The organism is Erythrobacter sp. NE805 (assembly GCF_046452355.1).
GTDB lineage: Bacteria > Pseudomonadota > Alphaproteobacteria > Sphingomonadales > Sphingomonadaceae > Erythrobacter.
In genome coordinates this window covers 129,033-150,040 of sequence record NZ_JBKFDI010000003.1, presented here as the reverse complement: position 1 = coordinate 150,040, position 21,008 = coordinate 129,033, and the positions used below count along the sequence as shown (strand labels likewise).

Here is a 21,008-nt window from a genome sequence, read left to right as displayed (position 1 = left end):
CTCCCCATTGCTGCGCAACGGGGAGGGACTTGGGGGTCACCCCCTCCCCACGCTCACATACTGGAACCCTGCCGCGCGCATGTCGTCGGGCTTGTAGATGTTCCTGAGGTCGACCATCACCGGCTGGGTCAGCAGTTCCTTGACGCGCCTCAGGTCGAGCGCGCGGAAGGCGTCCCATTCGGTGACGATCACCACCACGTCGGCGCCCTCGATCGCCTCGTAGGGGTTCCCGCACATGGTCACCTGCGGCAGGAGCGGGCGGGCCTGTTCCATGCCTTCGGGATCATAGGCGGCGACCGCAACGCCGGCATCCATCAGCGTCTGGGCGACCGCGATCGCGGGGCTGTCGCGCATGTCGTCGGTGTTGGGCTTGAAGGTGAGGCCGAGCAGCGCCGCCTTCTTGCCCCGCGCCGCCTCGATCCCGCCGAGCGCGTCGACCACCTTGCGGCCCATCGCGCGCTTGCGGGTGTCGTTGACCTTGACCACGGCCTCGACGATCCGGGTCGGGCTGTCGTAATCCTCGGCGGTCTTCAAGAGGGCGAGCGTGTCCTTGGGGAAGCAGCTCCCGCCATAGCCGGGCCCGGCGTGGAGGAACTTCGAACCGATGCGGTTGTCCATGCCGATCCCGCGGCTGACGTCCTGCACGTTCGCGCCGACCTTCTCGCACAGGTCCGCCATCTCGTTGATGAAGGTGATCTTGGTCGCGAGGAAGGCGTTGGCGGCGTATTTGATGAGCTCGCTGGTGCGGCGGCTGGTGAACAGGATGGGCGACTCGTTGAGGAACAGCGGGCGGTAGACCTGGCGCATCACCTCGCGGCCGAACTCGTCCTCGGCGCCGATGACGATGCGGTCGGGGCGCTTGAAGTCGCCGATCGCCGCGCCTTCGCGCAGGAACTCGGGGTTGGAGACGACCGAGACCCGGTGGCCCGTCCCGGTCTCACGGATGATCCGCTCGACCTCGTCGCCGGTGCCGACGGGGACGGTCGACTTGGTGACGACCACCGCGTCGCCCGCGAGCTTCTCGCCGACCTCGCGCGCGACTTCGTAGACGAAGGTGAGGTCGGCGTGGCCGTCGCCGCGGCGGCTGGGGGTGCCGACCGCGATGAAGATCGCGTCGGCGCCCGCGATCCCCTCGCCGAGGTCGGTGGTGAAGCTGAGGCGCCCGGCCTTGACGTTGCTGTCGACCAGCGCGTCGAGGCCCGGCTCGTAGATCGGCATGATCCCGGCGTGGAGCCGGTCGATCTTGCCCTGATCCTTGTCGATGCACACCACGTCGTGCCCGAAATCGGCAAAGCACGCCCCCGACACGAGCCCGACATAGCCCGATCCCACCATCGCAATCTTCATAGGTCTTCCCGGCCCCCAAGGGTTTGCCGGGGCGCGCGGCGGCGCCCGGCTACGGCGTCAATGCGGCCGGTCCCCATGGTGCATGGAGACCGCTCCGTTCTCGTCGGTGCGCGCCTGCAGGATGCGGCGCTGGTCGCCTTCGAGCACCAGCGCTGTAAGCACACCGGAGCGGAAAGCGCCAGTGTCAATCCCGATGCGGTTGCCGCAGTCCATGACATGGTCGAAGATCGTGTGCCCGTGGACCACGACTTTCTCGAGCGCGCCCTCGTGATCGAGGAAGCCGCCGCGGATCCACAGCAGGTCGGAGCGCTTCTGCTCGGCGAGCGGGCGGGTGGGGTCGATCCCCGCATGGACGAAGACATAGTCCCCGGCGCGGATCATCGTCTCGAAAGCGGCGACATAGTCGCGCACCGATTGCGGCACCCGCGCGCAGTAGAGCGCGTGGAGCTCCTCGATCTCGAGGCTCGCGAGCTCGTCGCGGGTGAGGCCGAAGCTCAGCACGGTCTCGTAGCCGCCGTGCTTGAGGAAGTGGCGCAGCTGCTCGGGCTTCCTGAAGGCGTTGAGGAACATGTCCTCGTGATTGCCCGCGAGCACCCGCACGTTGCGGCTCTGCTGCCAGACCTGGGTGCGGTGGATCACCCCGGCGCTCTCGGGCCCGCGGTCGACGAGGTCGCCGAGCAGCACGACGCGGTGCTCGACGCCCGGCGCCGCGGCGATCTCCTCCTCGATCGCGGCGATCATCGCCTCGTAGAGGTCGAGCCGCCCGTGGATGTCGCCGATCGCATAGTAGCGCGTGCCGTCCGGCACCCGCGGCAGCCGGACCGGCTGGGGGGAGCGGAGGAAATCGCGCAGGCGCTGCAGCATGACCATCAAGGCAATCCGGTTCGGTGACCCGACGAGAGTGACACGGCGAGAGGAATCCGCGCCGCCCCCGACGCGCGAGGATGGCGCTTAAGACCCCTAACGCACGATCGCAACCGACCCTTCGCGCATGGCGGCAGCCGGTGCAAATTTGTCGCCCAGCCGTATCGCACCCGGTTTAATCGAGCGTGAAGCTCACCGTCGTGACCACCCGCACCTTCTTGTAGGGGCTATCGGCCATGCCCCAGCCGCCGCCGGAGTCCCCGTCGCGCGAGGCGACCTCGAAATAGCCCTGGGTGGCGTCGCGGATCTTGCCGACGCCGCTGCCCGAATCCTCGGCGAACTGCTGCGCCGCCGCGCGCGCGTCCCTGGTCGCCTCGGCGACCATCGCGGGCTTGATGTCATTCAATTTGGTGAAGGTGTAGGCCATCCCCGAGCCCTCCTCGAGGAACACCCCGCGCCCGACGAGGTCGAACTGCCGCGCGACCGCCTTCTGCGCGCGGGCGATGTCGTTGGTCCTCAGCGCGAGGCGCTGGCGGACGGTGTAGGAGGTCACCCCGTTGCTGTCGGTCATGCTCGACACGTTCGCGCCGGTCGGCTGGAGCGCGTCGGCGGGGAAGCCCAATTCCTTGAAGAAGCCCTCGATCGTCGCGGTGTCGGCGCGCACCTTGGCCTGCGCCGCGCCGATGTCGGTCGCGGTGGTCGAGTAGGAGATCGTCCAGGTCGCAAGATCGGCGGTGACGTCGCGCTCGGCGAGCCCGCGCACCGTCACCGCGCGCTCGGCATCCTTGGCGCGCAGCAGCCCGTTGCCGAGCAGGTAGCCGCCCGCGATCATGCCGATGGCGAGGATCCCCGCAGTCCCGAACCAGCGCAGCGAAGCGGGCTCCGTCAAGGCACTGCTCGTCGTGTTTGCCGGTTGCACATCGTCACCGCTCATCGCATTGTCACCCCGCTTGGTTGGTGCGACGAGTTGTGCATCATCGTCGATGAACCGTTTTTGAATGGAAGAGCCTCATGGTCAAATATCTTCACAGCATGATCCGCGTCGCCGATCCCGAGGCGACGGTCGCCTTCTTCAGGCTGATCGGGCTCGAGGAGGTGCGCCGCTTCGACAGCGAGGCGGGGCGCTTCACGCTGATCTTCCTCGCAGCGCCCGGGCAGGAGGGGCTCGCCGAGGTCGAGCTCACCTACAACTGGCCGCCCGCGGACGGCTCCCCGGCGGAGGAATATAGCGGCGGGCGCAATTTCGGGCACCTCGCCTACCGGGTCGCCAATGTCTACGAGACCTGCCAGCGCCTGCTCGATGCCGGCCACACCATCCACCGCCCCCCGCGCGACGGGCACATGGCCTTCGTCAAGTCGCCCGACGGCATCTCGGTCGAGCTGCTCCAGGAGGGCCACCTCCCGCCCGCCGAGCCGTGGGTGAGCATGCCCAATGTCGGCAGCTGGTAAGCTTTGCGGTCACCTCCCGCTGACGATCTTAAATCGATTTAAACCAACAGAATAATTCGCCCGTTGCATGGCGCCCCCCGTCAATGTAAGTTGACGACTGTTTTGGGGAAGGGGGTCGCCTTCCATGGGGGAAATCGATACTTGGCAGTGGCTCGCGCTCCTGCAACATGAACTCTTGTTGTTCGCCGGGGTGTTTTTCCTGATCGGCGCGCTCGACGATTTGGCGGTCGACGCATTGTGGCTGACGATGCGCGCGGGCGGCGCGGGGAGGACCGCGCGCCGCAACCGCGGCCAGCTCCAGAACCGGCCGCTTTCCGGGCCCGTCGCGGTGCTGATCCCCGCCTGGCGCGAGGCCGCGGTGATCGGCCAGACGATCCGCCACCTGCTCGACATCTGGCCGCAGCCGCAGTTGCGGCTCTATGTCGGCTGCTACCGCAACGATCCCGCCACCCTCGGCGCCGCGATCGCCGCCGCGCGGCGCGACCCGCGCCTGAGGCTCGTGATCCTCGACCGCGACGGGCCGACCACCAAGGCCGATTGCCTCAACCGCCTCTACGCCGCGCTGGCGCTCGACGAGGAGCGCGGGGGGCGGCGCTACGCCGCGATCGTCTTCCACGATGCCGAGGACATCGTCGATGCCGGCGCGCTGGGCCTGCTCGACGAGTGCATCGCGGAGGGTGCGGATTTCGTGCAGCTCCCCGTCGAGCCGCTGGTCCCGCACCACCGCCCCTTCCTCGCGCGGCACGTGGGCGCGCATTACTGCGAGGAATTCGCCGAAACGAACTGGTCGTTACCGCAACGTCTGCGCCTCAGCGCAGCGGCGTTTCACTGATGGCCGCTGTAGGAGCTTTGTACGAAGAGCCCGTGGTGCCGGCGGCCAAACCCGAGCTCGGCAGAACTCTTCGTGTAATGGGCCGGGGCCGGTGCTAGGGTGGTGTCATGCTGCTTTCCGCCCTTGCTGCCGCCGCCCTGGCGGTGTGTCCGCCCTCAGGGGCGCGGCATCAGTGTGTCGTCGACGGGGACACGATCTGGTGGCAGGGCGAGAAGATCCGCATTGCCGAGATCGACGCGCCCGAGCTGCGCGGGCGGTGCCCTCGGGAGAAGGCTCTGGCGGTGCGCGCGCAGGCGCGGCTCGTGGTGCTGCTCAATGCCGGGCCGGTGCGATTCGAACGGGTCGGCACCGATCGCTATGGCCGCACGCTGGCGACCTTCGGGCCGATTGCCGAGCAGCTGATCGCCGAGGGGCTGGCGCGACGTTGGGGGGACCGGAGCGGGTGGTGCTGAGCGCGGTGCAACCGGGGGCGGCCGCTCCGGGTCGAGCGGCCGCCCCCAATCGCCAACGGGCCTTTCACTGGCCGTCGGCGGACGCTACCAGATCGTGCCTGCCCTTGATAGCCATGACCGCCGATGCATGATCCCGACGATCTCGCGCGCCAGTATACCCGGGTGGCGGCGTTCTCACGCTTCGAGCCGGAGCAGCGCATCTGGTGGATCTACCTGCGCGGCGCGGTGGAGCGGTGGTTCGAGCGGCGCGGCAACGAGGATCCGCGGCTGCGCGAGGCCTATGACCGGGTGAAGTCATTCCCCGAGCACCTGCCGGACGAGCTGCAGGCGTGGCACCAGCTGCGCGAGGCCGTGAAGGAGGTGCTGAGCCGCGAGAGCTGAGAAAAGTGCCGCCGATCGCGTCGATGGGGTGTGGCAAGAGGGCGATCGGCGGCCAGACTGTTGCTGCAGAAAGGGAGGTTGGCAGCAATGAGAGTCTGACTAGCCCTGCCAGATTGCCACGCGGTGCAGCGGAAGCTCAGCGAAGACACCTATACCGAGCATCCTAGAACAGCCCGCGGCGCTTCGCCTTCTTCAACGCCTCGCGATCGCGCGCCTCGCAGCGTTCAACGATCCCGACGGCGGCCGCATAGCGATCGTTCGCCTTGTCGAGCTGCGCGGTCTGCGCGTCGGCGAAGGCGATCCAGTCGCCAACGGTGGAGCCGCTCGGCAAGTCCGCGCCCGGAACCCCCGCGCGCCATTCAGTCGGCAGCAGGGAACTGCAGGCACTCGGGGCGGACACGATAGACGGCGCGCCGACACAGCCGCTCGCGAGCAACAGCGTCGAGAGGAGCACCGACAGGCGCAGCGGCGCCGGGAGCAGAACGGAACGCATCGGCATTCTCCTTGGTGATTGTGTCGTGATCGTCCGCGCGGGCGCCGACTTCACCGACCGTCGCGACCGCATCGGCCCCACTGGCGAGCGCGGCGCCGGTCTGGTTCTTCCCGAGCTTGGCCTCGGTCTTCGCCGTGGCCGTCGCCTGCCAGGCATTCCAGAGCAGCACCCCGCCGAAGCCGAGCACGGCCGACAGGACGAGCAGGATCGCGAGGAGGTAGGCCCAGCCTTTCGGCGTGAGCGAGCGGAACCACAACAGGGTGGCGGCGATCATGGTTTCTCTCCCGGTTCGGCTTCGATGTGCTCCTGGCTCACCCGCCAGAGCGCACGGATCGCGTTGATCACGTCGCCGACGCGCAGGCCGATGAGAGTGACGATCGCCGTCAGCACGGCCTCGGAGCTCTTGGGCACGCCGTAGAAGGCGGCGAGGACGCCGATCACCGCGAGGGTGATCATCCCGACCCCGGCGATAGTGAACATCCAGAACTCGCGGATCGCGAGCTTGGCGATGATGGTCCGCATCATGCCGCGAGCTCCTCGAGCATCGCCTTGGCGAGCTTCACGTCGTAGCCGTTCCGGCGGAAGGCCTTGCCGTTATAGCCGAGCGCGAAGGGCACATTCTGACTCGGCGTGGTGCCGAGCTTGCTCATCGCGCCTTCGAGCCGATTGGCCCTGATGAAGGCGGCGAGCGCGCGGTAGTGCCCCATCTCGCTTTCGCGCATCGCCCAGGCGAAGGTGAAGACGTCGGGATAGCCGAGCGCCTTCCAGTGCCCGCCCATGATCTGGAACTTGCCCCAGCTGCAGCTCTCGAAGGCGGCGACAGGATCGACGGCGCAGGCCTCGACCAGCTTCTCCCAGCTGTCGTTGAGCCCGTCCTTGTCGGCGTCGAGGGTATAGCCGCCCATCTGCGGCGCGGCGAGGAAGGCGCCGGCAACGCTCGAGGCGGACAGCGAGCGGCCGAGGCGGCGGAACAGCCAGTGCCGCTCCCACAGGATCTTCGGGTGACCGGAGGGCAGGAACCCGCCGCCCGAGCTCTCGACTGCGGCGACCGCGCGGACCTGCTCGGGCGCGACGCCGAGCTCGCGCGCGATCACGCCGATCTCGCCCGGCGTCACTCCCGGCGCGGCGCGGTTGGCGAACAGGTCCCAGATCGCGCGCTGGGTGTGCCGTCCGACCACGCCGTCGACGGTCAGGATCGCGCCCTTGGACACGAGGAAGCGCTGCAGCGCCTCGCGGTTGGCCTTGCTCATGGGATGGTCCTTTCCTCGAGTTGCTTGATGCGGTCCTCGGCCCGCTGGATGCGGTCGGCGAGCCGCTGCCCCTCCTGGGCGCTGAAGCGGTCGCGATTGCCGGAGGCGATCTCGTTCTTGATCACGGCGACATCGACGGTGACGCCCTGCAGGGTGAAGGCCATCCATCCGAGGAGGCCAATCAGCACGGTGCCGACGATCTTCTCGACGAGGCTGAGCTCCCAGCGGCCTTCGGGATCCGGCGCACTCATCACGACACGCTGTCCGTGAAGCCAAGATGGCGCCGCCCGAGCGGGAGCGGCACGTGCAGATCGCCCGCCGTCCCGAAGTTCTTGCCGAGGATGTAGTCGCCGGCCATGCCGCGCAGATACATTTCCGGCGCTGCCAGCGCGCCGCTCGCGGTGCCGTCGTTCCCGATGTCCTTGGGAAGCTTCGTGGTGCTGTCGTAAAAGCGGTTGCGGAACGTGCTGTCGTGGACGTCGTAATACTGGTTCGCCATCCACAGCATCTTGATCCCGCCGATGAACGGAAGCGTGTTCGAGGAGTTGGCGAAAAGCTCGTTGATCGTCGCGTAATTGATGTTCCCGGCGGTGGGGGCGGAACCCGACGAGGTCGTCTCGTTCACCGACCCGCGCACGACCGAGGCCGTGTCGATCGAGAAGAAGTAGAAGTTCCAGTCACTCGGTTGCAGGGCCGATAGGCTCACATTTCCCAAAGACGTTTGCGCGGCATTCCGACCATCGAACCGCAGGCTCGCGCCAACTTGGACGAGAACGCCGCTCGTTCCCGCCGCGACCTGCCCGATCAGGTTGCCGTTGACGCGGTCGAGGTTGAGCCGCGCGCACACCACGATGGTAAGGCCCGTTCCATCAGCCGGGGCATAGGTCGAGGGCAGGCGCGCATAGCTTGCCCGGTTGCCGAGCACCTCGACGCCCGATTGCGGATCGGTCCCGTCCATCTGGCGCACGATGATGATCCGCCCGTTGCGGCCCGCTCCCCGGTTGTTCTCGGCCTCGACGAACACCTCGCGGTAGGGCTGGAGGATGGCGTTGCCGGTGCGGGTGATCGCCCCGGTGGTGCGATCGATCTGCACCGCGTCATCATCGTTCCCGGCTATGATCGTGTAGTTATAGGCCGTGCCCAGCACGCGCGGGGTGATGATTGCCGTGCCTGCCGCGTCCCCGTTCTTCATCCCGATGATGTCGTCGTGAACGTAGGGCGCGCCGCCATTGCGGGCGACGGTCAGGGCCGCCCATTCATAGCCCTTCACAAGACAGCCCGCGCTGTTGTTGTGCAGGTTGTCGTTGGTGAAGCCCGCGGCGATCTGCGCCTGTCGGGCAGCAACCGCATCCGAGGCCCCGGCGCTGTAGCGCGCCCACACCTGCGCCATGTCGAGCGCATTGGCCCCATAGGTCGAGCGCAGCCCCCGCCAGACATCGCGGTCGCGCGGACGCATCGAGTCCCGCCAGGTCGCGGCCATGACATAGGCCGAATTGGTGAATGCGGCGGCGCAGGTCGCGTAATCCGCGAGGATCGCCGCGCTGCTCTTGCTCGCCGGGAGATCGTTCGCCCCCATCATCACGTAGTTCAGCCCGGCTTTCTCGCCGGACGTCGCCGCCGAGACACGCGCGGTGATCTGGCTCGCGGTCTGCCCGTTGATCCCGTAATTGTTGATCGTCCCCGAGATCAGGTTGCCGACGATGGTGAGGGCCCGGTCGGCAAGCGGCGCGCCGCCAAGGCTGTCGAAGACGAGGCTGTCACCCCAGAACGAGGCCGGCACCGACAGCGTGTTGGCGCTGCTCGCATAGGCCGAACGGTTCGCGAACAGGTTCTGGACGTTGCGGCGGTTCATCCGCGAGAGGGTGTCCTCGTCGCGATAGTCGCCGCGCAGTTGATTGTTCGTCACCGTCTCGGCCTGCGCGGTCGGGACGCGCCGCCCGAGCACCGAAACCACGGCGCTACGGGCCGTGCCCCCGCTAATCAGGGCGAAGGTCGTCGGGGTGGCAGTCGCGGCCTGATAGCCCGAGCGGATGTTCGCACCCGAAGGCGTGACCGCCGCCGAAAAGCCGCAGTTCACCAGCGCGTTCGAGGCGTTGTAGTTGCGGAAGAAAAAGATCAGGTTGAAGCCGGTCCGGGCGGTGATCGGGGTCGGCAGGCGATAGGCGCGGGTGAGCACCGGCGAACTGGTGCCGGGGGTCACGTTCAGCGCCGAGGGCGTCGTGTTGAAGGTGCGGATCAGCGTGTCCTGCGCGACGACGCCGCTGTTGTTCAGCGTCCCCGCCGTCGTCGCCGCCGCCACGTCGCGCTCGTAGACGAGGATTTCGACGCGGCTCGTATCGGAGGCGCAGGCCCAGGACCAGCGCATCGCGGCAATGTCCTCGCCCGCAATGATGTCGGTGCCGACGCGCAGGCCGAACTGCAGCACCCCGACGTTCGAGGCGAGGGTGGCAATGCCGAACGCGCCGATGGTCTGATGCCGGAGCGTCAGGCTGTTGTCGGTGAGGGTGGGGACGGAGGCGGCACCCGCTGCCGTGACGGATGCGAGCTGAGCGGCCCCGGCCTGGTTGATCGCGGCGACCGCGTTGGTGTTGGCCGTATTCACGGCAGCGACCTGCGCCGTCCCGGCACTGTTCACGGCAGCGACCTGCGAGGTGCCCGCCGTAGTGACATCGCCGACCGCCGCGACGCGCGCGGTTTCGAGGTCCGCAAGAGCGCCCGACCGCGCCCCCGAAATGGCCGACAGGGCCGAGTTGCCCGCGCTGTTGACCGCCGCGACCTGTGTGGTGCCCGCAGAGTTGACGGCAGTGGTCTGGGTCGTGCCTGCACCGCTCAGATCGGCAAGTGCGTTGGTGCGGGAGGTGGCGATTTGTGTCAGTGCCTCGTCACGCGCCGCGACGACTGCCGTCACCGATCCCGCCGCCTGGCTGGCTGTCACGGCGCTTGCAGCCGCGTCCTCGGCGTGCTCCTTGGCGCTCTTGGTCCCCGGACCCCCCGGCAACGTGCCCTCGGCCCATTGCTGTGCCTTGCTGGCCGGGGCGAGGACGTCGACAACCTTGCCGCCGACCTTGAGCTTGTCGTTGCTCATTGAACGATTACTCCGTGAATTGGATGACGAGGCCGATCAGTCGGCCCGGCGACGCTTCTCCCGCTGCCGCGGCGTCGAGCTCGAAGATGACTTCGCCGACACCGTTGTGATCGCTGTCGGCGGGAAGCTCTCCGTCGAGAGCCGTGGCAGGCAAGCCGAGGGTGAGCAGCGTCTTGTCCGTGGCCGGATCGTAGGCGCCGAGCGATGCCTCGAAGGTTGCAAACGGCACGCTTCCGGGAGCCTGCGAGAGCGTCGCGCTGAAAGTCGTGCCGGTCAGGTCGCCGGGGAAGCTGAAGGCCAGCTCGAACGGCTGCCCGCGCACGATCGACGGCTCCACTAAGATCATGCCTCCACGCCCGGCCGCGCGCTCGGCGGCGAGCCATTCGATGTACCTGGTCTGCATCGTCGTCTCCGGTTGTCAGGGCTCGGCCGTAAGGTCGCGGCTCATCACGAGCTCGCCCTGGCGCCACACCACCCACTGGCCGACGGCGCAGATGCGCTGCGCCTCGCCGGCGGCGACGGCGGCAAGGGCTTCCTCGAGCGTCATCGTCAGGTCTGCAGGATCTGCGCCTCGAGGGCGGTGCTGGTCGTGGTGATCGTGCCGGTGCCGCTGGTGCGGCGCATCTGGATGCGGAACTCGCGCGTCCCGGCGGTCACGTCGTAGGCCCCGGCGAAGAGCTCGTCCCACTGGGCGAACTGGAGAACCCCGCCGACCACCACCGACTGGCTGAGCACCGAGGTCAGCGTCACCCCGTCGAGCGTCAGCCGCGCCTCGAAGTCGGCCGTGCCGGTCGCGGCGACAACGTTGAGGAACGATAGCGGGCGCAGGCCATAGTCGCCGAAGGTCACCCTCCCGGCCGGCGCGCCCGGGATCGAGAGCACCAGGATGTCCTGCCAGAGGTTGTTGTTGGCGGTCCCGCTGGTGCTGGTCGCGCTTCCTGCCTTGGCCTGCTGCACCGCCGTCGGCGGGGTCTCGAGGAAGCTCACGTTGACTGCGAGGTCGGTCGGCGCGCCGTCGGTGTGCTCGTAGCGCACGGCATAGGCGCCGGTCTCGACGATCCCGCTGAGGGTGACCGTGCCGGTGCTAGCATCGATCGAGGCCGAGCCGGCCCCGAGGTCGATCGCCTCGAGCGTCCAGGTCCCGCCGGTCAGCGTGGTGGTTCCGCGCCGTGCCTCATGGGTCACGGTGCGGGTGCCGCTGTTGCCGGGGTCGCCTTCCTTGACTTCGATCGAGGGGTACTCCGGCACGATCGCGCGCTGGGCGGTGACGGTGACGTCGGCCCCCGGCTCGAGCGGCTTCAGCTCCTCGACGCTGGTGAGCCCGTCGCCATAGACGACGTTCGCCGCGCTGGTGTTGACCGCGAAGGTGTCGTCGATCTCGTCCTGTGTCGGCCAGGCGATCGGCGGCGGCCCGGTGCCGGTCGTGCCGAGCGCGGCGGTGTGCTTGGCATCGGTCTCGGCCTCGCAGGTGAAGGTCACCGTGCCCGCGACCGGATCGACCGCGCGGCGGCGGATTACCACCTTGACCGCGCCGTCGGGATGCGCGCCGAGCTCGTCCTCGAGTGTGACGCAGTTGCCGGGGCGGAAGACGCGCATGTGCGGCTTGCACACGATCACGAAGGGCCCAGCCTCGCGGCGCTGCCAGAGGTCGTAGATCGCGAGCTCGGTCACCTGGTCCTTGTCGGTGACGAGGTCCCACTGCCGCTCGTCGACCTTCTCCTCGCCATCGGCGGCGATCCAGGTGTCGTTCTTGACCCGCGTGGCCTGGACGTAACCCCACTGGTGATCGGGCGAGCGGTAGCGCGGGACGATCACGTTGTGGCGGTTCTTCCACCCCTTGCCGAGGCTGGCGCGGACCGGCCCGGCGAGGTCGTCCTTGCCGACGGTGTAGAGGCTGGTGCGGGGCGCCTGCCAGTCGAAGCCGAGCACCGCACCCGGCACCGGCTGCGCACCGCCCGCCTCGCAGATGCGCTTGAGGTTGTTCCACTTGTCGCCCGGCTCGAAGATCGTGCCGTTGGCGGTCCACCCGTTCGCGTCGCAGACGTTGGCCCAGGCGACGGCCTGCGCGAGGTTGATCGCGGCCGGATCGAACAGCCGCACGCCGAAGATCGGCTTGCCGTTCATCAGCCGCCCATAGGCATAGGTGATCGCGTGCAGCGCCGGGTTGCGGCTATAGGCCCAGGTGCTCTCGTCGGTGATCCGCTGGGGGCCGGAGCCGCCGGGAAAGGTCGAATCCGCCCGCGGATCGTAGACCTTCACCCCCTTGGCGATCTTGCCGAGCGGCGGCATCTGCCCGCCGGGGAAGCGCTTGGCCTTCTTCGACCACTTGAGGCTCCACCCGACCGCGGCGAAGCCCGACTGCTTGTGCGCCGTCGACCAGTTGGGCGGGATGCCCCACCCGCTCGGCGTCTTGAGCTGGTCACTTTCGGGCCGCTGCCCGAGCTGCTCGTCGATCCACAGATAGTCGGCGTAATAGCCGGTCGCCGCGCGCACCGAGCCGACCGACCCCGAGAAGCTCTCGGCGGTGAAGTTGAGATAGCTCGGCCCGATGTCCTCGATCGGCCCGCAGCACGACAGCACGCGCGGGAGGAAGGCATAGGGGTTCTTGACGTCGTTGATCTCGCCCCCGTAGCCGACGCGGTAGATCTCGACCCCCTCGGTATAGGCCTCGCCGATGAGGTAGGGCAGCTTCTGGTTGGCGCCGGTCAGGTAGGAGACCACCGAGCCCTGCGAGCGCGGGCCCTTGGCGGTGACCTGCGCCAGCGTGCTCGAAACGGCGGCCACGGCGGCCGCGATCGCCTGGTGCGGGCCGGGGATGATCGCCGCGACGGCGGCGATCTGGCCGATGACCCGGAACACCCCGCTCATAGCCGCCAGGCCCCGAGCGCGTCCGCGTTGACGGTCAGCACCGCGCACATCTCGTGAAGACCGTAGCCGTCATGCCAGCACCAGACGTTACCCTGCCCGTCGGCGATGCCGACCGCGTCCAGACCGAGGGCCGGGTCTCCGGGCAGCGCGATCAGGTCGCCGAGCCAGGCATAGGCGGGACCCGGCAGCCGGGCGAAGTGCTGGTCGAGCAGCTCGGCGACGCTCGCCGCCCCGCGCGCTGTGAGCGCCCGCTTCGCCCCCAGCGCCGAGGCGAAGCGCGGGATCGGCGGCAGCCTGTGCCCCATGTTGACCGCCTGCGTCCGCGCGAGCCGGACACAGTTCGCCCCGGCCCACGAGAAGGGCCGGTTGCGGAACCGCTCCAGCGTCTTCTCGGTCGCGGCCTGGCGGATGGCGAGCGTCATGCGCGCGTTTCCCTCATTGGACCTGCTGGCCCAGGGTGAGCCAGCCACCGCCGCCCCACCCGCCGCCGCTGGACCCTCCACCGCCGACGCTGCTCGAGGGCGGTGCCTCGGCGCCCCAGGCGAAGAATTGCTGGGCGTCGGTGCAGTTCTCGAAGCCGCGCTCGCCGGGCCAGATCGACTGATGGAAGGTGTCCGAACAGACGTTGCCCTGGCTCGTCTCGAAGAGCTTCTCCTGCCGGGTCATGAAGGCGAGCGAGAGCACGTCCTGCCCCGCCGCCTGCTCGCGCGAGGGCGTGTCGACCAGCCAGTCCGCGACCGGCTCGGCATTGGTCAGGGTGACACCGTCGGCCGGGTCGATCTCGCCCAGCCAGAGGCGCAGCCGGGTGTTCTCGAGATCGGCGCGCCACCAGTCGCCGGTCGCAGCGTCGGCGGGCGGGACGAAGGCGATCGTGCCGCCCTCGACCATGTCGCCGATCCCGGTCTCGAAGACGTCGAGCCCGGCGAGCGTGCCGAAGCGCGCGTCCTCGGCGGTGAAGGTGACGGTCCCGGTGCCGGGGTTGAACCTGACCACGCCGCCATCGGCGAGCCGCACATCGCCGCCGGGCGCCTGCCACTCGAGCACGGCCGCGAGCGTGATGACGAGATCGGAGACGGCCATCAGGCGGCTTCCTCGATCGCGAAGGTCAGGCCGCGCACCAGGCGCGTCTCGTCGAGCACCCAGTTCGGCACGTCGGCGAGCAGGCCTTCGATGATCGGCACGGCGATGCCGACCGGGCTGTTGTCGGCCGGGATGGCGCGCAGGGCCGGCTCGATCGCCAGCGTCCCCGCCCCCGATCCGTCGAGCGTCACGGTCGATGCCGCCTGGTGGAGGTAGCGGCGCCCGCCGGTCTGGATGGAGAGCCACTTTCCCTGCCGGACGACATGCCCCGGCGTCGCGCCGTCGACCGCGAGCGCGAATCCTGCCTGGCCGCCGCCATTGACCAACACCGCTCCCGGGAAGCCCGCCGGCGTGCCCGGCTCGCGGACCTTCCAGGACACGCCGTTGCGCCGCCCGCTGGCCAGCGCGGCCGCCCATTCGCGAGCGAGCGCCGGGGTCATCGGGGGGAGGGTGACCTCGCAGCGCCAGCGCGAGCCCAGGCGGTTGACGCGCTGGGTCGCACCGCCGAGCACGCCGCCCTGGTTGCCGCCGAAGTCGATCAGGGACCACCCGATGCGGGCCGAGCCGGGGTTGTCGGGAAGAGCTGTCACCGGCATCAGGCGAGGCTCCGACCCTGCGCGGCGCGCGAGCGCATCATCGCGTTGCCGACCTCGGCGCGGGCGACGGGCTGCGCGATCGTCGCGGCACGGGTGTCGACGCGGTTCCAGAACTCGTCGGAGGGGAGGGTGTAGTAGTTCTGGACGATGGTCGTGCCCGCGCCGCGGTCGTTCGCCGGCCGGATCTGCATCGTCTCGCCCGCGGTGACGCGCGCGATCGGCGAGCCGTTCAGAGACAGCACGTTGCGATCAACCCCGGCCATCCCGCCGAGCCGCATGGTGCCGCCGGTGGCGAAGCCAGGGGTCTGCTGCAGCCGCGACTGGAACCCGCGCCCGAAAACGCCGGCCTGCCCCAGCTGCATGCCGAGCCCGATCACCCCCTCGAGGATGTCGAAGAAGTTGCCGCTCTTGATCCCGCCGGCGAGCTGGCGCAGCGCGCTCAGGCTCTTGTCGACCATGTCCTGGAAGGTCTGCGCGATCCGCACCGTCTGCACCTGGGTGCGATCGCCGAGGCGCTTCATCTCCGAACCGACCCGTTCGGCATAGTCGGCGACCTTGCGCGCCTCCTCGAGCGGCTCGGTGCCGAGCAGGCCCTCGGAGACCGGCGCCTTGCCGTCGCCGACCAGCACCTTGAGCCGCGCCTGGCGGCGCAGGTCGTCGGAGATCAGGCCCGAGGCCTGCGCCTTGTCGAGCAGCGCGAGCTCCTCCATCTGGCGGCGGGTCTCGGCGATCTGGGGGAACAGCCGGTCGAGCAGCCCGGAGACTTCGGTCGCCATGTTGCGCATGGCCTCCTTGGTGCCCTTGGCGGCCTTCTCCGCCGGGTCGACCATCAGCTGCTGCAGCCGCGCAAACTCGGTGCCGATCTCGGTCACCATGTCGGGCACGTAGGAATTGCCGACGACGGCGACATACATGTCCTTGAAGAAGCCGGTGACGGCGAGGATCTTGTCGCGCAGCCAGACGAGGACGCCGGCGAGCTTCTCGACCAACCAGCGCTTCACGCCCTCGTACACGCGCCTCACGATTCCGGGGATCTCGTCCCAGTAATACCAAGCCGCCACGATCCCGCCGATTACGACAGCGAAGCCGAGGATCGCGGGATTGGCTGCCAGCCACCAAGCCGCCACTTCAATCGCCTTAAAGGCGGTGACGAGCTTGGGGGCGATCGTGATGATGGTGCCGAGCGCCGTGATCGCAGGGCCGAGAGCGGCGCCGATCCCGGCGGCGGCCAGGGCGAAGGTCTGGACCGGCTCGGGCAGCGTCGTGAACCATTCGAGCATCGCCGCCAGCTTCTCGATCAGCGGGGTGATCACCGGCAGCAGCTTGGTGCCGACCACCACCTGCAATTCTGCGAACGCAGCCTGCGCGGCGCGGATCTGGTTGGCGGTGCCGCCCGAGGTCCGCTCAACATCGCCTTGCGCCTTTTTGGTCTGCTCAAGGATGATGACGTAGCGGGCCAAGACCTTCTCTTGCTCGGTGAGGGGATCGTTGATCCCCGTCAGCCCCATCTCGAGCGCCTTGGACTGGACCGCCGCCTCGGACAGGAACACCCCGAAGTCGCGCAGCGGCTCGCTTTCGCCCGACAGGCCCGAGCGCAGCTTGGCGAGCGCCTCGCTCTCGGTGACGTTGTAGAAGGAGGAGAGGTCCTGCGCCAGGACGGCGAAGGTCTGGCTCATCTTCGCCGCCTCTTCCCGGGTGGGCGCGGCCTGGTTGAAGAAGATGCCGAAGGTGTTGGCGAGCTGCTGCATCGACTGGGTCGAGCGGCCCATCGCATCGCCGGTCTTCACCGCCCAGTCGTTCATCGCGCCGGCGAGGGCGCCGAAGGTCTGGTTGAAGGCGGACTGGAGCTCGGCGGCGTCGGACGCCGCCTTGAAGCTCGACACGCCGAACGCCGTCAGCGGGGCGGTGAGCGCGAGGGTCATCCCCGCGCCGATCTTCTGGAGGTTGCCCCCCAGCTTCGTCATGTCCTTCTCGAAACGCGCGGTCGCGCGCTGCGCCCGGGTCGCGCCCTGCTCGAACTCGGCGGTATCCATGCCGAGCATCACCCGGAGGGCGCCGATCACCGAGTTGGCCATGAGGGAAAGCTCCTAGGTCTCGCCCCGGGTGCGGGCGTTATGGGCGGTCAGGCGAGCGTCGAGGTTCGCCATCATCTGCTCGACCGACATCGGCGCCTTCTCGGCCTGACGGCCGAGCAGGTGCCCGATCTCGGCATCCTTGGTGTGGACGCCATAGCCGGCGTGGAACGCGGCCCAGGCGCGGCGGCGGCGATAGCCTTCGACCGCGAGGTTCACGACGCGCGGGGTCGCGCGCCAGAAGGTGTCGAGGCTCAGCCCCGCTTCGGTCGCGGCGACGAGCCAGTCTTGCCAGCGGAGGCCGCGGCCCGGCGGGCCCGCCGGTTCGGAGGGTTTGCCGTGGCTGCCGAGCCGGCCTCCCCTTCGACGTCGCCGGCCTGCGGCATGGAGCTGGTGACCGCGCCGTAGAACTGCGCGGCGATGGCCGGATCGGTCATCATCGCGCCGGCGAGGTTGAGGTCGGCGTCGGGGTGATGCCGCCGGATCGCGGCGAGCATCAGCCTGGCGAGACGCGACACCATCGGCGAGCCGCCGCCCGGCGGGTTGAGGACATCGCCGATCGACACGCCGAGGCCTTCCTCGAAATCGGCGATCACCTCGAAGTCGAAGACGAGCGTGTAGCGCTCGCCCTCGAATTCCAGCGTGTCGGTGACGGTGCGGACCCGGGCCATGCTTACGACTGCGTCCAGGGGCCGGTGCCCTTGAGGGTCGCCGAAAAGGTCTGCTTGCCCTGGAGCGGCATCGCGCCCGGTTCATAGGCGGTGACGATCGCCTTGCCCGCCCACTTGCGGGTGCCGCTAGCCGCCTTGCCGATGATCTCGCAATCGAGCACCTGCGCCGAGTTGATCGCGGTGGTGAAGAAGTTGTCGTTGGTCGAGCCGAGGATGAGGTGCCCCTCGATCGGAATCTCGCCGACGTCGAACACTCCGTCGGGGATGTACTCCATCGCCCCGCTGGCGCTGTCGTGGCTGGTGGCATCGACCGACGCGCGCGTGAAGGCGGGCGGGGTGATGCTGGTGAGCTCGGCCACCGTCGCCAGCGAACCGCCGGACACGGCGAGCCTGAGGACGGTGCCGAAGGTGGTCTTGGCGGCAGCGGTCATGTCCTGATCCTTTCGTCAGAGAGCTTCGTGGTAGAAGGTGAAGTCGAGGCTGAGCCGCAGGATGCGGCGGTCGTTGGCGAGGTCGCCGGGTTCGGGCGAGGAGCGGGCCTCGAGGAAGCCCATGCCGAAGCGGGTGCCGCCCTTGTCGGCGGTGGTCTCCATCGCCGCGATCAACGCCGTCTCGCCCGCGAGCAGGCCGGCATCGGTCTCGGCGTAGATGTCGAACTGGACGCGCGGGCCATCGAGCCCGTCCGGGCCGTCATGGGTGTACTCGCGCCCCGGGCTGATCTCCTGGAGCACGAGCCGCGGGAAGGCCTCCCAGCTGCGCGACGCTTCGAACCACGCGATCCGGGTGCCGAACACCGCGGCGAGCGCCTCGGTCTCGCGCAAGCGCGCGAGAAGGTCCTGCCGCCAGGTGCTCACTTCTTCGGCCTCAGGGCGCGACGGGCGGCGCGGGCAACAGCCTTGTCGATCTCGATGCGAAGCGCTGCGAGGATACGGTTGAGTGCCGTCATTCCCCCTTGCGAATCCCAAGCCGGGCGCATGAAGGGCTGCGCCGGCATCACCTCGTTGCCTCGCTCCTGGACTTCGGCATAAACCAGAAGGCCAGTACGCTTGCCCGTTCTCTTGTTCCGCGACGGCGACCCGTAGACCGCCACCTCCACCTCGACCGACTTGTCACTAAACCCCTTGGCCATCCGGATGTCGCCAAAGGTTCGGAACGACAGATAGGCCAGCTCGCGGAAAGCGGTCGACCGCCGTTTGTTGCGCACGCCAATGGCCTCGCGCAGGCGCCCGGTGTCGACAGGCACCTTGGCCTTGGCCGCATCCCGGATCGGCTCGGCAGCCGCCTTCAGTGCGCGACGCGCGACGTTCTTGCGGGTGACTTGCGAAGACAGCTGGCCAAGAGCCTTCTCCAGCTCTTTCCCGCCCTCGAACTTCACGCGCACCTTGGTCATGGTCAGATCGCCGAGCCGGCCTCGCGAACCACCACGTCGAGGACGGTGGTCGACTGCGCGATGCCGAGCAGCGTCGGGAAGTCCCCGGTCACGAGATCGGCGAAGGGCGCGATGCCCCCGGCGGTGCGCGACTGGTAGTAGGCGACGCCCTTGGTCAGCACGGCATTGACGGTCAGCCGCCCGCCGCGCTGGACCTCGACCGGCTGCCCGGCCGACGCGCCGTTGACGGCGATGCCGAGCGGACGGCGCGAGGTCGCGGTGCCGTTGGCGACGGCGAGCTTCACGGTGCCGTCGGTGTCGAGATAGACCGACTTGCCGGCGGCGATGGTCGCGCCCGCGATGTAGGTCTGGAGGTCGGCCGCTTCGCCGGGGACGACGGCGGTCGCGGTGATCGAGAGGTCAGCCATGATGTGCTCCTGTCAGCGCCGGCTCACGAGCCCCGGCGGGTGGCGGTAAATTCGATGTCGGCGGCCTCGCCGATCGGCGCGATCGACTGGATCCCCCAGCGCGCGCCCAGAAACTCGATCTCCCAGCGCTCGGTCGCGGCCCGCAAGGTTGCGGTCGAGAGCACCCGGAATGTGGCGGTCTGGCTCGACCCGGCCTGCGCCATCTCGCGCCGGTCCTGCCCGGAGCCGAAACGGACATTCGCCCAGGCACGGATCGGGTCGCCGTCGACCATGATCTCGGTCCCGAGCGAGCCTTCGCCCCGTTCGCGCGGGTAGAAGGTGACGATCCGGTCGCGCTTACCGGCAGCGATGCGGGGCATCAGATCACCGGCACCCGGTAGGCGCCGCACAGCTGGCGGAAGCCGAGCGGAACCTCGCCGGCGATCGTGCCGCCGACCACCGCCTCGCGGTTGACGAACAGGTGCCCGGCGAACAGCCTTGCCGCCTGGACCAGTGCTTCGGGGCGCTGCGCGTCGGTGAGCCCGGCGTTGAAGGTAACCTCGACCCCTCCGCCGACATTGGTCGGCAGGATCCTACCCGGCTTCAGGGCGATGATGTCACGCCGCACGATCCGCCAGTCGGCGGCCGTCCCGGTGACGCTGTTCCCGCTCTCGTCCAGCCAACTGATCGCGGTGATCGCGGTAACCGGCCAGACGCCCAGGGCGAGCGGCGAGGGCAGTTCCTCCCCGCGCCACACGAGCCCGGTGAGCGCACCGAGCCGGACGCCGCAATAGCGCTCGACCATATCGATTGCGGCGTCGCGGTAGAGACCGATCAGCGCGTTCTGGTCATCCTCGAGCACCCCGAGGTGCTCCTTGAGGTCGGCGAGCGGCAGGATGCTTTCGGCATAGCCGTTCGGGAGGGCGAAGGGTGCCAGTTCAAACTGCATCTCGCCCTCGCGTTGATGATGATCGGGAAGGGACGCGGGCCGGGATCGACATCCCGGCCAGCGTCACTGTCAGGCCTTGCCGGCTTCGGCAGCGGCCTTCTCGGCTTCGGCCTTGGCGGCGGCTTCAGCCTGCGCCTTGGCTTCCGCAGCCTGCTGCTTGGCGAGCGCCTTGGCAGCGGCCTTCTCGGCCTTGTTGGCGTCGTCCGCCTCGACCGCGACACCCGCCGCGATCAGCGCCTCGGCCTGCTCCTCTCCGAACCCGGCGGTCTCGCCGGCGTTGTAGAGCGAGTAGGGCTTAAGGAAGGTCACCGCGACGCTCATTGCGGCAGCCTCCGCGCCCCGCCAAACGCGATCACCGCGGAGAGTGCCGCGGTGTCGGTGTTGGCAGCCGAAAGGTCCGGGGTGAAGTTGGCGCGGACGTAGCGCTTGGCACCCTCGAAGTTCACGTCGAGCTCGATCGTGCCGGTGACGGTGCCGCCGCCGCCCGGCCCAGTCGCAACCACGGCGTTGGCGCGGGTCGCGAAGGTCGCCGCGTCCGAGAGGTTGGCGGCATCGCCGTCCTGCACGGTGATAGCGAGCGACAGGGTTGCGGCCGCGGCGAGGGTGGCGGTGAAAGGCACCGCCACCACACCCGAGGACGGCCAGCCCAGCGCGGCGCGGTCGATGATCACGCCGGTAACGGCGGTGTTGTCGCCGCCGCCGCCGGCGGTGACGGCGGTGTTCGCGGCAGCGCGCACGACGGAGATACTGCTGCCGATGTTCTTGTTCTCAACGGTGCTCATGGGATTGTCCTTTCCATGAAGAGAGCGGGAAGAAGGGGCGGATCAGCGACCCGCCCCGTCA

At 68.9% G+C, this 21,008-nt stretch carries 30 protein-coding genes; 4 read left to right on the top strand and 26 right to left on the bottom strand.

The window, feature by feature from the left end; genetic code table 11:
• Nucleotides 1–36: 36 nt before the first annotated feature.
• The 3 genes from ACLBKU_RS12140 to ACLBKU_RS12130 form a co-directional block, all read right to left on the bottom strand.
• The gene (locus ACLBKU_RS12140) at nt 37–1,347 is read right to left on the bottom strand and encodes a UDP-glucose dehydrogenase family protein (RefSeq protein ID WP_410179821.1); all 1,311 of its coding nucleotides are present in this window, start codon (nt 1,345–1,347) and stop codon (nt 37–39) included.
• Nucleotides 1,348–1,404: 57 nt separating this feature from the next.
• Nucleotides 1,405–2,217, bottom strand: a complete 813-nt coding sequence (locus tag ACLBKU_RS12135) for a metallophosphoesterase (RefSeq protein ID WP_410179820.1) — start codon at nt 2,215–2,217, stop codon at nt 1,405–1,407.
• 169 nt (nt 2,218–2,386) lie between these two features.
• Nucleotides 2,387–3,145: an SIMPL domain-containing protein gene (locus ACLBKU_RS12130; RefSeq protein WP_410179819.1), complete on the bottom strand. Its 759-nt coding sequence runs from the start codon at nt 3,143–3,145 to the stop codon at nt 2,387–2,389.
• A 77-nt stretch (nt 3,146–3,222) separates the two neighbouring features.
• Between ACLBKU_RS12130 and ACLBKU_RS12125 the strand changes: the two genes are divergently transcribed.
• From ACLBKU_RS12125 to ACLBKU_RS12110, 4 genes are all read left to right on the top strand, one after another.
• Nucleotides 3,223–3,660 carry a VOC family protein gene (locus ACLBKU_RS12125; protein ID WP_410179818.1) on the top strand — a complete coding sequence of 146 codons (438 nt, stop codon included), beginning with the start codon at nt 3,223–3,225 and terminating at the stop codon, nt 3,658–3,660.
• Nucleotides 3,661–3,784: 124 nt separating this feature from the next.
• On the top strand, nt 3,785–4,492 hold the full coding sequence (locus ACLBKU_RS12120) for a glycosyltransferase (protein ID WP_410179817.1): 708 nt from the start codon (nt 3,785–3,787) through the stop codon (nt 4,490–4,492).
• A gap of 107 nt (nt 4,493–4,599) precedes the next feature.
• Entirely contained in the window at nt 4,600–4,944 is a 345-nt protein-coding gene (locus ACLBKU_RS12115) for a thermonuclease family protein (protein WP_410179816.1), read from the top strand.
• A gap of 123 nt (nt 4,945–5,067) precedes the next feature.
• The gene (locus ACLBKU_RS12110) at nt 5,068–5,325 is read left to right on the top strand and encodes a hypothetical protein (protein ID WP_410179815.1); all 258 of its coding nucleotides are present in this window, start codon (nt 5,068–5,070) and stop codon (nt 5,323–5,325) included.
• 163 nt (nt 5,326–5,488) lie between these two features.
• On the opposite strand, the gene ACLBKU_RS12105 is transcribed toward ACLBKU_RS12110, so the two are convergent.
• From ACLBKU_RS12105 to ACLBKU_RS11995, 23 genes are all read right to left on the bottom strand, one after another.
• A complete protein-coding gene (locus tag ACLBKU_RS12105) occupies nt 5,489–5,656 on the bottom strand; it encodes a hypothetical protein (RefSeq protein WP_410179814.1) in 168 nt (55 codons plus the stop codon).
• Nucleotides 5,657–5,684: 28 nt separating this feature from the next.
• Nucleotides 5,685–6,092, bottom strand: coding sequence for a hypothetical protein (locus tag ACLBKU_RS12100; RefSeq protein ID WP_410179813.1), 408 nt, complete (start codon nt 6,090–6,092; stop codon nt 5,685–5,687).
• Entirely contained in the window at nt 6,089–6,343 is a 255-nt protein-coding gene (locus ACLBKU_RS12095) for a hypothetical protein (RefSeq protein WP_410179812.1), read from the bottom strand. The genes ACLBKU_RS12100 and ACLBKU_RS12095 overlap by 4 nt, the downstream gene beginning before the upstream one ends.
• A complete protein-coding gene (locus tag ACLBKU_RS12090) occupies nt 6,340–7,068 on the bottom strand; it encodes an N-acetylmuramidase domain-containing protein (RefSeq protein ID WP_410179811.1) in 729 nt (242 codons plus the stop codon). The genes ACLBKU_RS12095 and ACLBKU_RS12090 overlap by 4 nt, the downstream gene beginning before the upstream one ends.
• A complete protein-coding gene (locus ACLBKU_RS12085; protein WP_410179810.1) occupies nt 7,065–7,322 on the bottom strand; it encodes a hypothetical protein in 258 nt (85 codons plus the stop codon). Before ACLBKU_RS12085 ends, ACLBKU_RS12090 begins: the two co-directional genes overlap by 4 nt.
• Nucleotides 7,319–10,153, bottom strand: coding sequence for a hypothetical protein (locus tag ACLBKU_RS12080; RefSeq protein WP_410179809.1), 2,835 nt, complete (start codon nt 10,151–10,153; stop codon nt 7,319–7,321). Before ACLBKU_RS12080 ends, ACLBKU_RS12085 begins: the two co-directional genes overlap by 4 nt.
• 7 nt (nt 10,154–10,160) lie before the next feature.
• The gene (locus ACLBKU_RS12075) at nt 10,161–10,556 is read right to left on the bottom strand and encodes a hypothetical protein (protein ID WP_410179808.1); all 396 of its coding nucleotides are present in this window, start codon (nt 10,554–10,556) and stop codon (nt 10,161–10,163) included.
• Between the two features lie 15 nt (nt 10,557–10,571).
• Entirely contained in the window at nt 10,572–10,700 is a 129-nt protein-coding gene (locus tag ACLBKU_RS12070) for a hypothetical protein (protein ID WP_410179807.1), read from the bottom strand.
• 2 nt (nt 10,701–10,702) lie between these two features.
• The gene (locus ACLBKU_RS12065) at nt 10,703–13,021 is read right to left on the bottom strand and encodes a hypothetical protein (protein WP_410179806.1); all 2,319 of its coding nucleotides are present in this window, start codon (nt 13,019–13,021) and stop codon (nt 10,703–10,705) included.
• Nucleotides 13,018–13,443 carry a DUF6950 family protein gene (locus ACLBKU_RS12060; protein WP_410179805.1) on the bottom strand — a complete coding sequence of 142 codons (426 nt, stop codon included), beginning with the start codon at nt 13,441–13,443 and terminating at the stop codon, nt 13,018–13,020. Before ACLBKU_RS12060 ends, ACLBKU_RS12065 begins: the two co-directional genes overlap by 4 nt.
• Nucleotides 13,444–13,456: 13 nt before the next feature.
• The gene (locus ACLBKU_RS12055; protein ID WP_410179804.1) at nt 13,457–14,101 is read right to left on the bottom strand and encodes a hypothetical protein; all 645 of its coding nucleotides are present in this window, start codon (nt 14,099–14,101) and stop codon (nt 13,457–13,459) included.
• On the bottom strand, nt 14,101–14,697 hold the full coding sequence (locus tag ACLBKU_RS12050) for a hypothetical protein (protein WP_410179803.1): 597 nt from the start codon (nt 14,695–14,697) through the stop codon (nt 14,101–14,103). Before ACLBKU_RS12050 ends, ACLBKU_RS12055 begins: the two co-directional genes overlap by 1 nt.
• Nucleotides 14,697–16,772, bottom strand: coding sequence for a phage tail tape measure protein (locus tag ACLBKU_RS12045; protein ID WP_410179802.1), 2,076 nt, complete (start codon nt 16,770–16,772; stop codon nt 14,697–14,699). Before ACLBKU_RS12045 ends, ACLBKU_RS12050 begins: the two co-directional genes overlap by 1 nt.
• Nucleotides 16,773–16,784: 12 nt before the next feature.
• Nucleotides 16,785–16,988, bottom strand: a complete 204-nt coding sequence (locus ACLBKU_RS12040; RefSeq protein WP_410179801.1) for a hypothetical protein — start codon at nt 16,986–16,988, stop codon at nt 16,785–16,787.
• Between the two features lie 35 nt (nt 16,989–17,023).
• A complete protein-coding gene (locus ACLBKU_RS12035) occupies nt 17,024–17,440 on the bottom strand; it encodes a hypothetical protein (RefSeq protein WP_410179800.1) in 417 nt (138 codons plus the stop codon).
• A gap of 2 nt (nt 17,441–17,442) precedes the next feature.
• Complete coding sequence (locus ACLBKU_RS12030; RefSeq protein ID WP_410179799.1) at nt 17,443–17,871, bottom strand: hypothetical protein; 429 nt, start codon at nt 17,869–17,871, stop codon at nt 17,443–17,445.
• Between the two features lie 15 nt (nt 17,872–17,886).
• Complete coding sequence (locus ACLBKU_RS12025; RefSeq protein WP_410179798.1) at nt 17,887–18,294, bottom strand: DUF3168 domain-containing protein; 408 nt, start codon at nt 18,292–18,294, stop codon at nt 17,887–17,889.
• Nucleotides 18,291–18,830: an HK97-gp10 family putative phage morphogenesis protein gene (locus tag ACLBKU_RS12020; protein WP_410179797.1), complete on the bottom strand. Its 540-nt coding sequence runs from the start codon at nt 18,828–18,830 to the stop codon at nt 18,291–18,293. Before ACLBKU_RS12020 ends, ACLBKU_RS12025 begins: the two co-directional genes overlap by 4 nt.
• 2 nt (nt 18,831–18,832) lie before the next feature.
• Nucleotides 18,833–19,237, bottom strand: a complete 405-nt coding sequence (locus ACLBKU_RS12015) for a hypothetical protein (protein ID WP_410179796.1) — start codon at nt 19,235–19,237, stop codon at nt 18,833–18,835.
• Nucleotides 19,238–19,260: 23 nt separating this feature from the next.
• Entirely contained in the window at nt 19,261–19,596 is a 336-nt protein-coding gene (locus ACLBKU_RS12010) for a head-tail adaptor protein (RefSeq protein WP_410179795.1), read from the bottom strand.
• The gene (locus ACLBKU_RS12005) at nt 19,596–20,165 is read right to left on the bottom strand and encodes a phage head-tail connector protein (RefSeq protein ID WP_410179794.1); all 570 of its coding nucleotides are present in this window, start codon (nt 20,163–20,165) and stop codon (nt 19,596–19,598) included. Before ACLBKU_RS12005 ends, ACLBKU_RS12010 begins: the two co-directional genes overlap by 1 nt.
• Before the next feature lie 69 nt (nt 20,166–20,234).
• Entirely contained in the window at nt 20,235–20,486 is a 252-nt protein-coding gene (locus ACLBKU_RS12000) for a hypothetical protein (RefSeq protein ID WP_410179793.1), read from the bottom strand.
• On the bottom strand, nt 20,483–20,947 hold the full coding sequence (locus tag ACLBKU_RS11995) for a hypothetical protein (protein ID WP_410179792.1): 465 nt from the start codon (nt 20,945–20,947) through the stop codon (nt 20,483–20,485). Before ACLBKU_RS11995 ends, ACLBKU_RS12000 begins: the two co-directional genes overlap by 4 nt.
• Between the last annotated feature and the right edge of the window lie 61 nt (nt 20,948–21,008).

Coding starts and splice junctions, on each gene's coding strand:
- ACLBKU_RS12035 (WP_410179800.1), bottom strand. CDS start 17,440: ATGGCCCGGGTCCGCACCGTCACCGACACGCTGGAATTCGAGGGCGAG.
- ACLBKU_RS12070 (WP_410179807.1), bottom strand. CDS start 10,700: ATGACGCTCGAGGAAGCCCTTGCCGCCGTCGCCGCCGGCGAGGCGCAG.
- ACLBKU_RS12125 (WP_410179818.1), top strand. CDS start 3,223: ATGGTCAAATATCTTCACAGCATGATCCGCGTCGCCGATCCCGAGGCG.
- ACLBKU_RS11995 (WP_410179792.1), bottom strand. CDS start 20,947: ATGAGCACCGTTGAGAACAAGAACATCGGCAGCAGTATCTCCGTCGTG.
- ACLBKU_RS12100 (WP_410179813.1), bottom strand. CDS start 6,092: ATGATCGCCGCCACCCTGTTGTGGTTCCGCTCGCTCACGCCGAAAGGC.
- ACLBKU_RS12140 (WP_410179821.1), bottom strand. CDS start 1,347: ATGAAGATTGCGATGGTGGGATCGGGCTATGTCGGGCTCGTGTCGGGG.
- ACLBKU_RS12095 (WP_410179812.1), bottom strand. CDS start 6,343: ATGATGCGGACCATCATCGCCAAGCTCGCGATCCGCGAGTTCTGGATG.
- ACLBKU_RS12075 (WP_410179808.1), bottom strand. CDS start 10,556: ATGCAGACCAGGTACATCGAATGGCTCGCCGCCGAGCGCGCGGCCGGG.
- ACLBKU_RS12050 (WP_410179803.1), bottom strand. CDS start 14,697: ATGCCGGTGACAGCTCTTCCCGACAACCCCGGCTCGGCCCGCATCGGG.
- ACLBKU_RS12120 (WP_410179817.1), top strand. CDS start 3,785: ATGGGGGAAATCGATACTTGGCAGTGGCTCGCGCTCCTGCAACATGAA.
- ACLBKU_RS12030 (WP_410179799.1), bottom strand. CDS start 17,871: ATGACCGCTGCCGCCAAGACCACCTTCGGCACCGTCCTCAGGCTCGCC.
- ACLBKU_RS12055 (WP_410179804.1), bottom strand. CDS start 14,101: ATGGCCGTCTCCGATCTCGTCATCACGCTCGCGGCCGTGCTCGAGTGG.
- ACLBKU_RS12045 (WP_410179802.1), bottom strand. CDS start 16,772: ATGGCCAACTCGGTGATCGGCGCCCTCCGGGTGATGCTCGGCATGGAT.
- ACLBKU_RS12115 (WP_410179816.1), top strand. CDS start 4,600: ATGCTGCTTTCCGCCCTTGCTGCCGCCGCCCTGGCGGTGTGTCCGCCC.
- ACLBKU_RS12060 (WP_410179805.1), bottom strand. CDS start 13,443: ATGACGCTCGCCATCCGCCAGGCCGCGACCGAGAAGACGCTGGAGCGG.
- ACLBKU_RS12130 (WP_410179819.1), bottom strand. CDS start 3,145: ATGAGCGGTGACGATGTGCAACCGGCAAACACGACGAGCAGTGCCTTG.
- ACLBKU_RS12065 (WP_410179806.1), bottom strand. CDS start 13,021: ATGAGCGGGGTGTTCCGGGTCATCGGCCAGATCGCCGCCGTCGCGGCG.
- ACLBKU_RS12020 (WP_410179797.1), bottom strand. CDS start 18,830: ATGACCAAGGTGCGCGTGAAGTTCGAGGGCGGGAAAGAGCTGGAGAAG.
- ACLBKU_RS12080 (WP_410179809.1), bottom strand. CDS start 10,153: ATGAGCAACGACAAGCTCAAGGTCGGCGGCAAGGTTGTCGACGTCCTC.
- ACLBKU_RS12110 (WP_410179815.1), top strand. CDS start 5,068: ATGCATGATCCCGACGATCTCGCGCGCCAGTATACCCGGGTGGCGGCG.
- ACLBKU_RS12010 (WP_410179795.1), bottom strand. CDS start 19,596: ATGCCCCGCATCGCTGCCGGTAAGCGCGACCGGATCGTCACCTTCTAC.
- ACLBKU_RS12090 (WP_410179811.1), bottom strand. CDS start 7,068: ATGAGCAAGGCCAACCGCGAGGCGCTGCAGCGCTTCCTCGTGTCCAAG.
- ACLBKU_RS12000 (WP_410179793.1), bottom strand. CDS start 20,486: ATGAGCGTCGCGGTGACCTTCCTTAAGCCCTACTCGCTCTACAACGCC.
- ACLBKU_RS12015 (WP_410179796.1), bottom strand. CDS start 19,237: ATGGCTGACCTCTCGATCACCGCGACCGCCGTCGTCCCCGGCGAAGCG.
- ACLBKU_RS12005 (WP_410179794.1), bottom strand. CDS start 20,165: ATGCAGTTTGAACTGGCACCCTTCGCCCTCCCGAACGGCTATGCCGAA.
- ACLBKU_RS12135 (WP_410179820.1), bottom strand. CDS start 2,217: ATGGTCATGCTGCAGCGCCTGCGCGATTTCCTCCGCTCCCCCCAGCCG.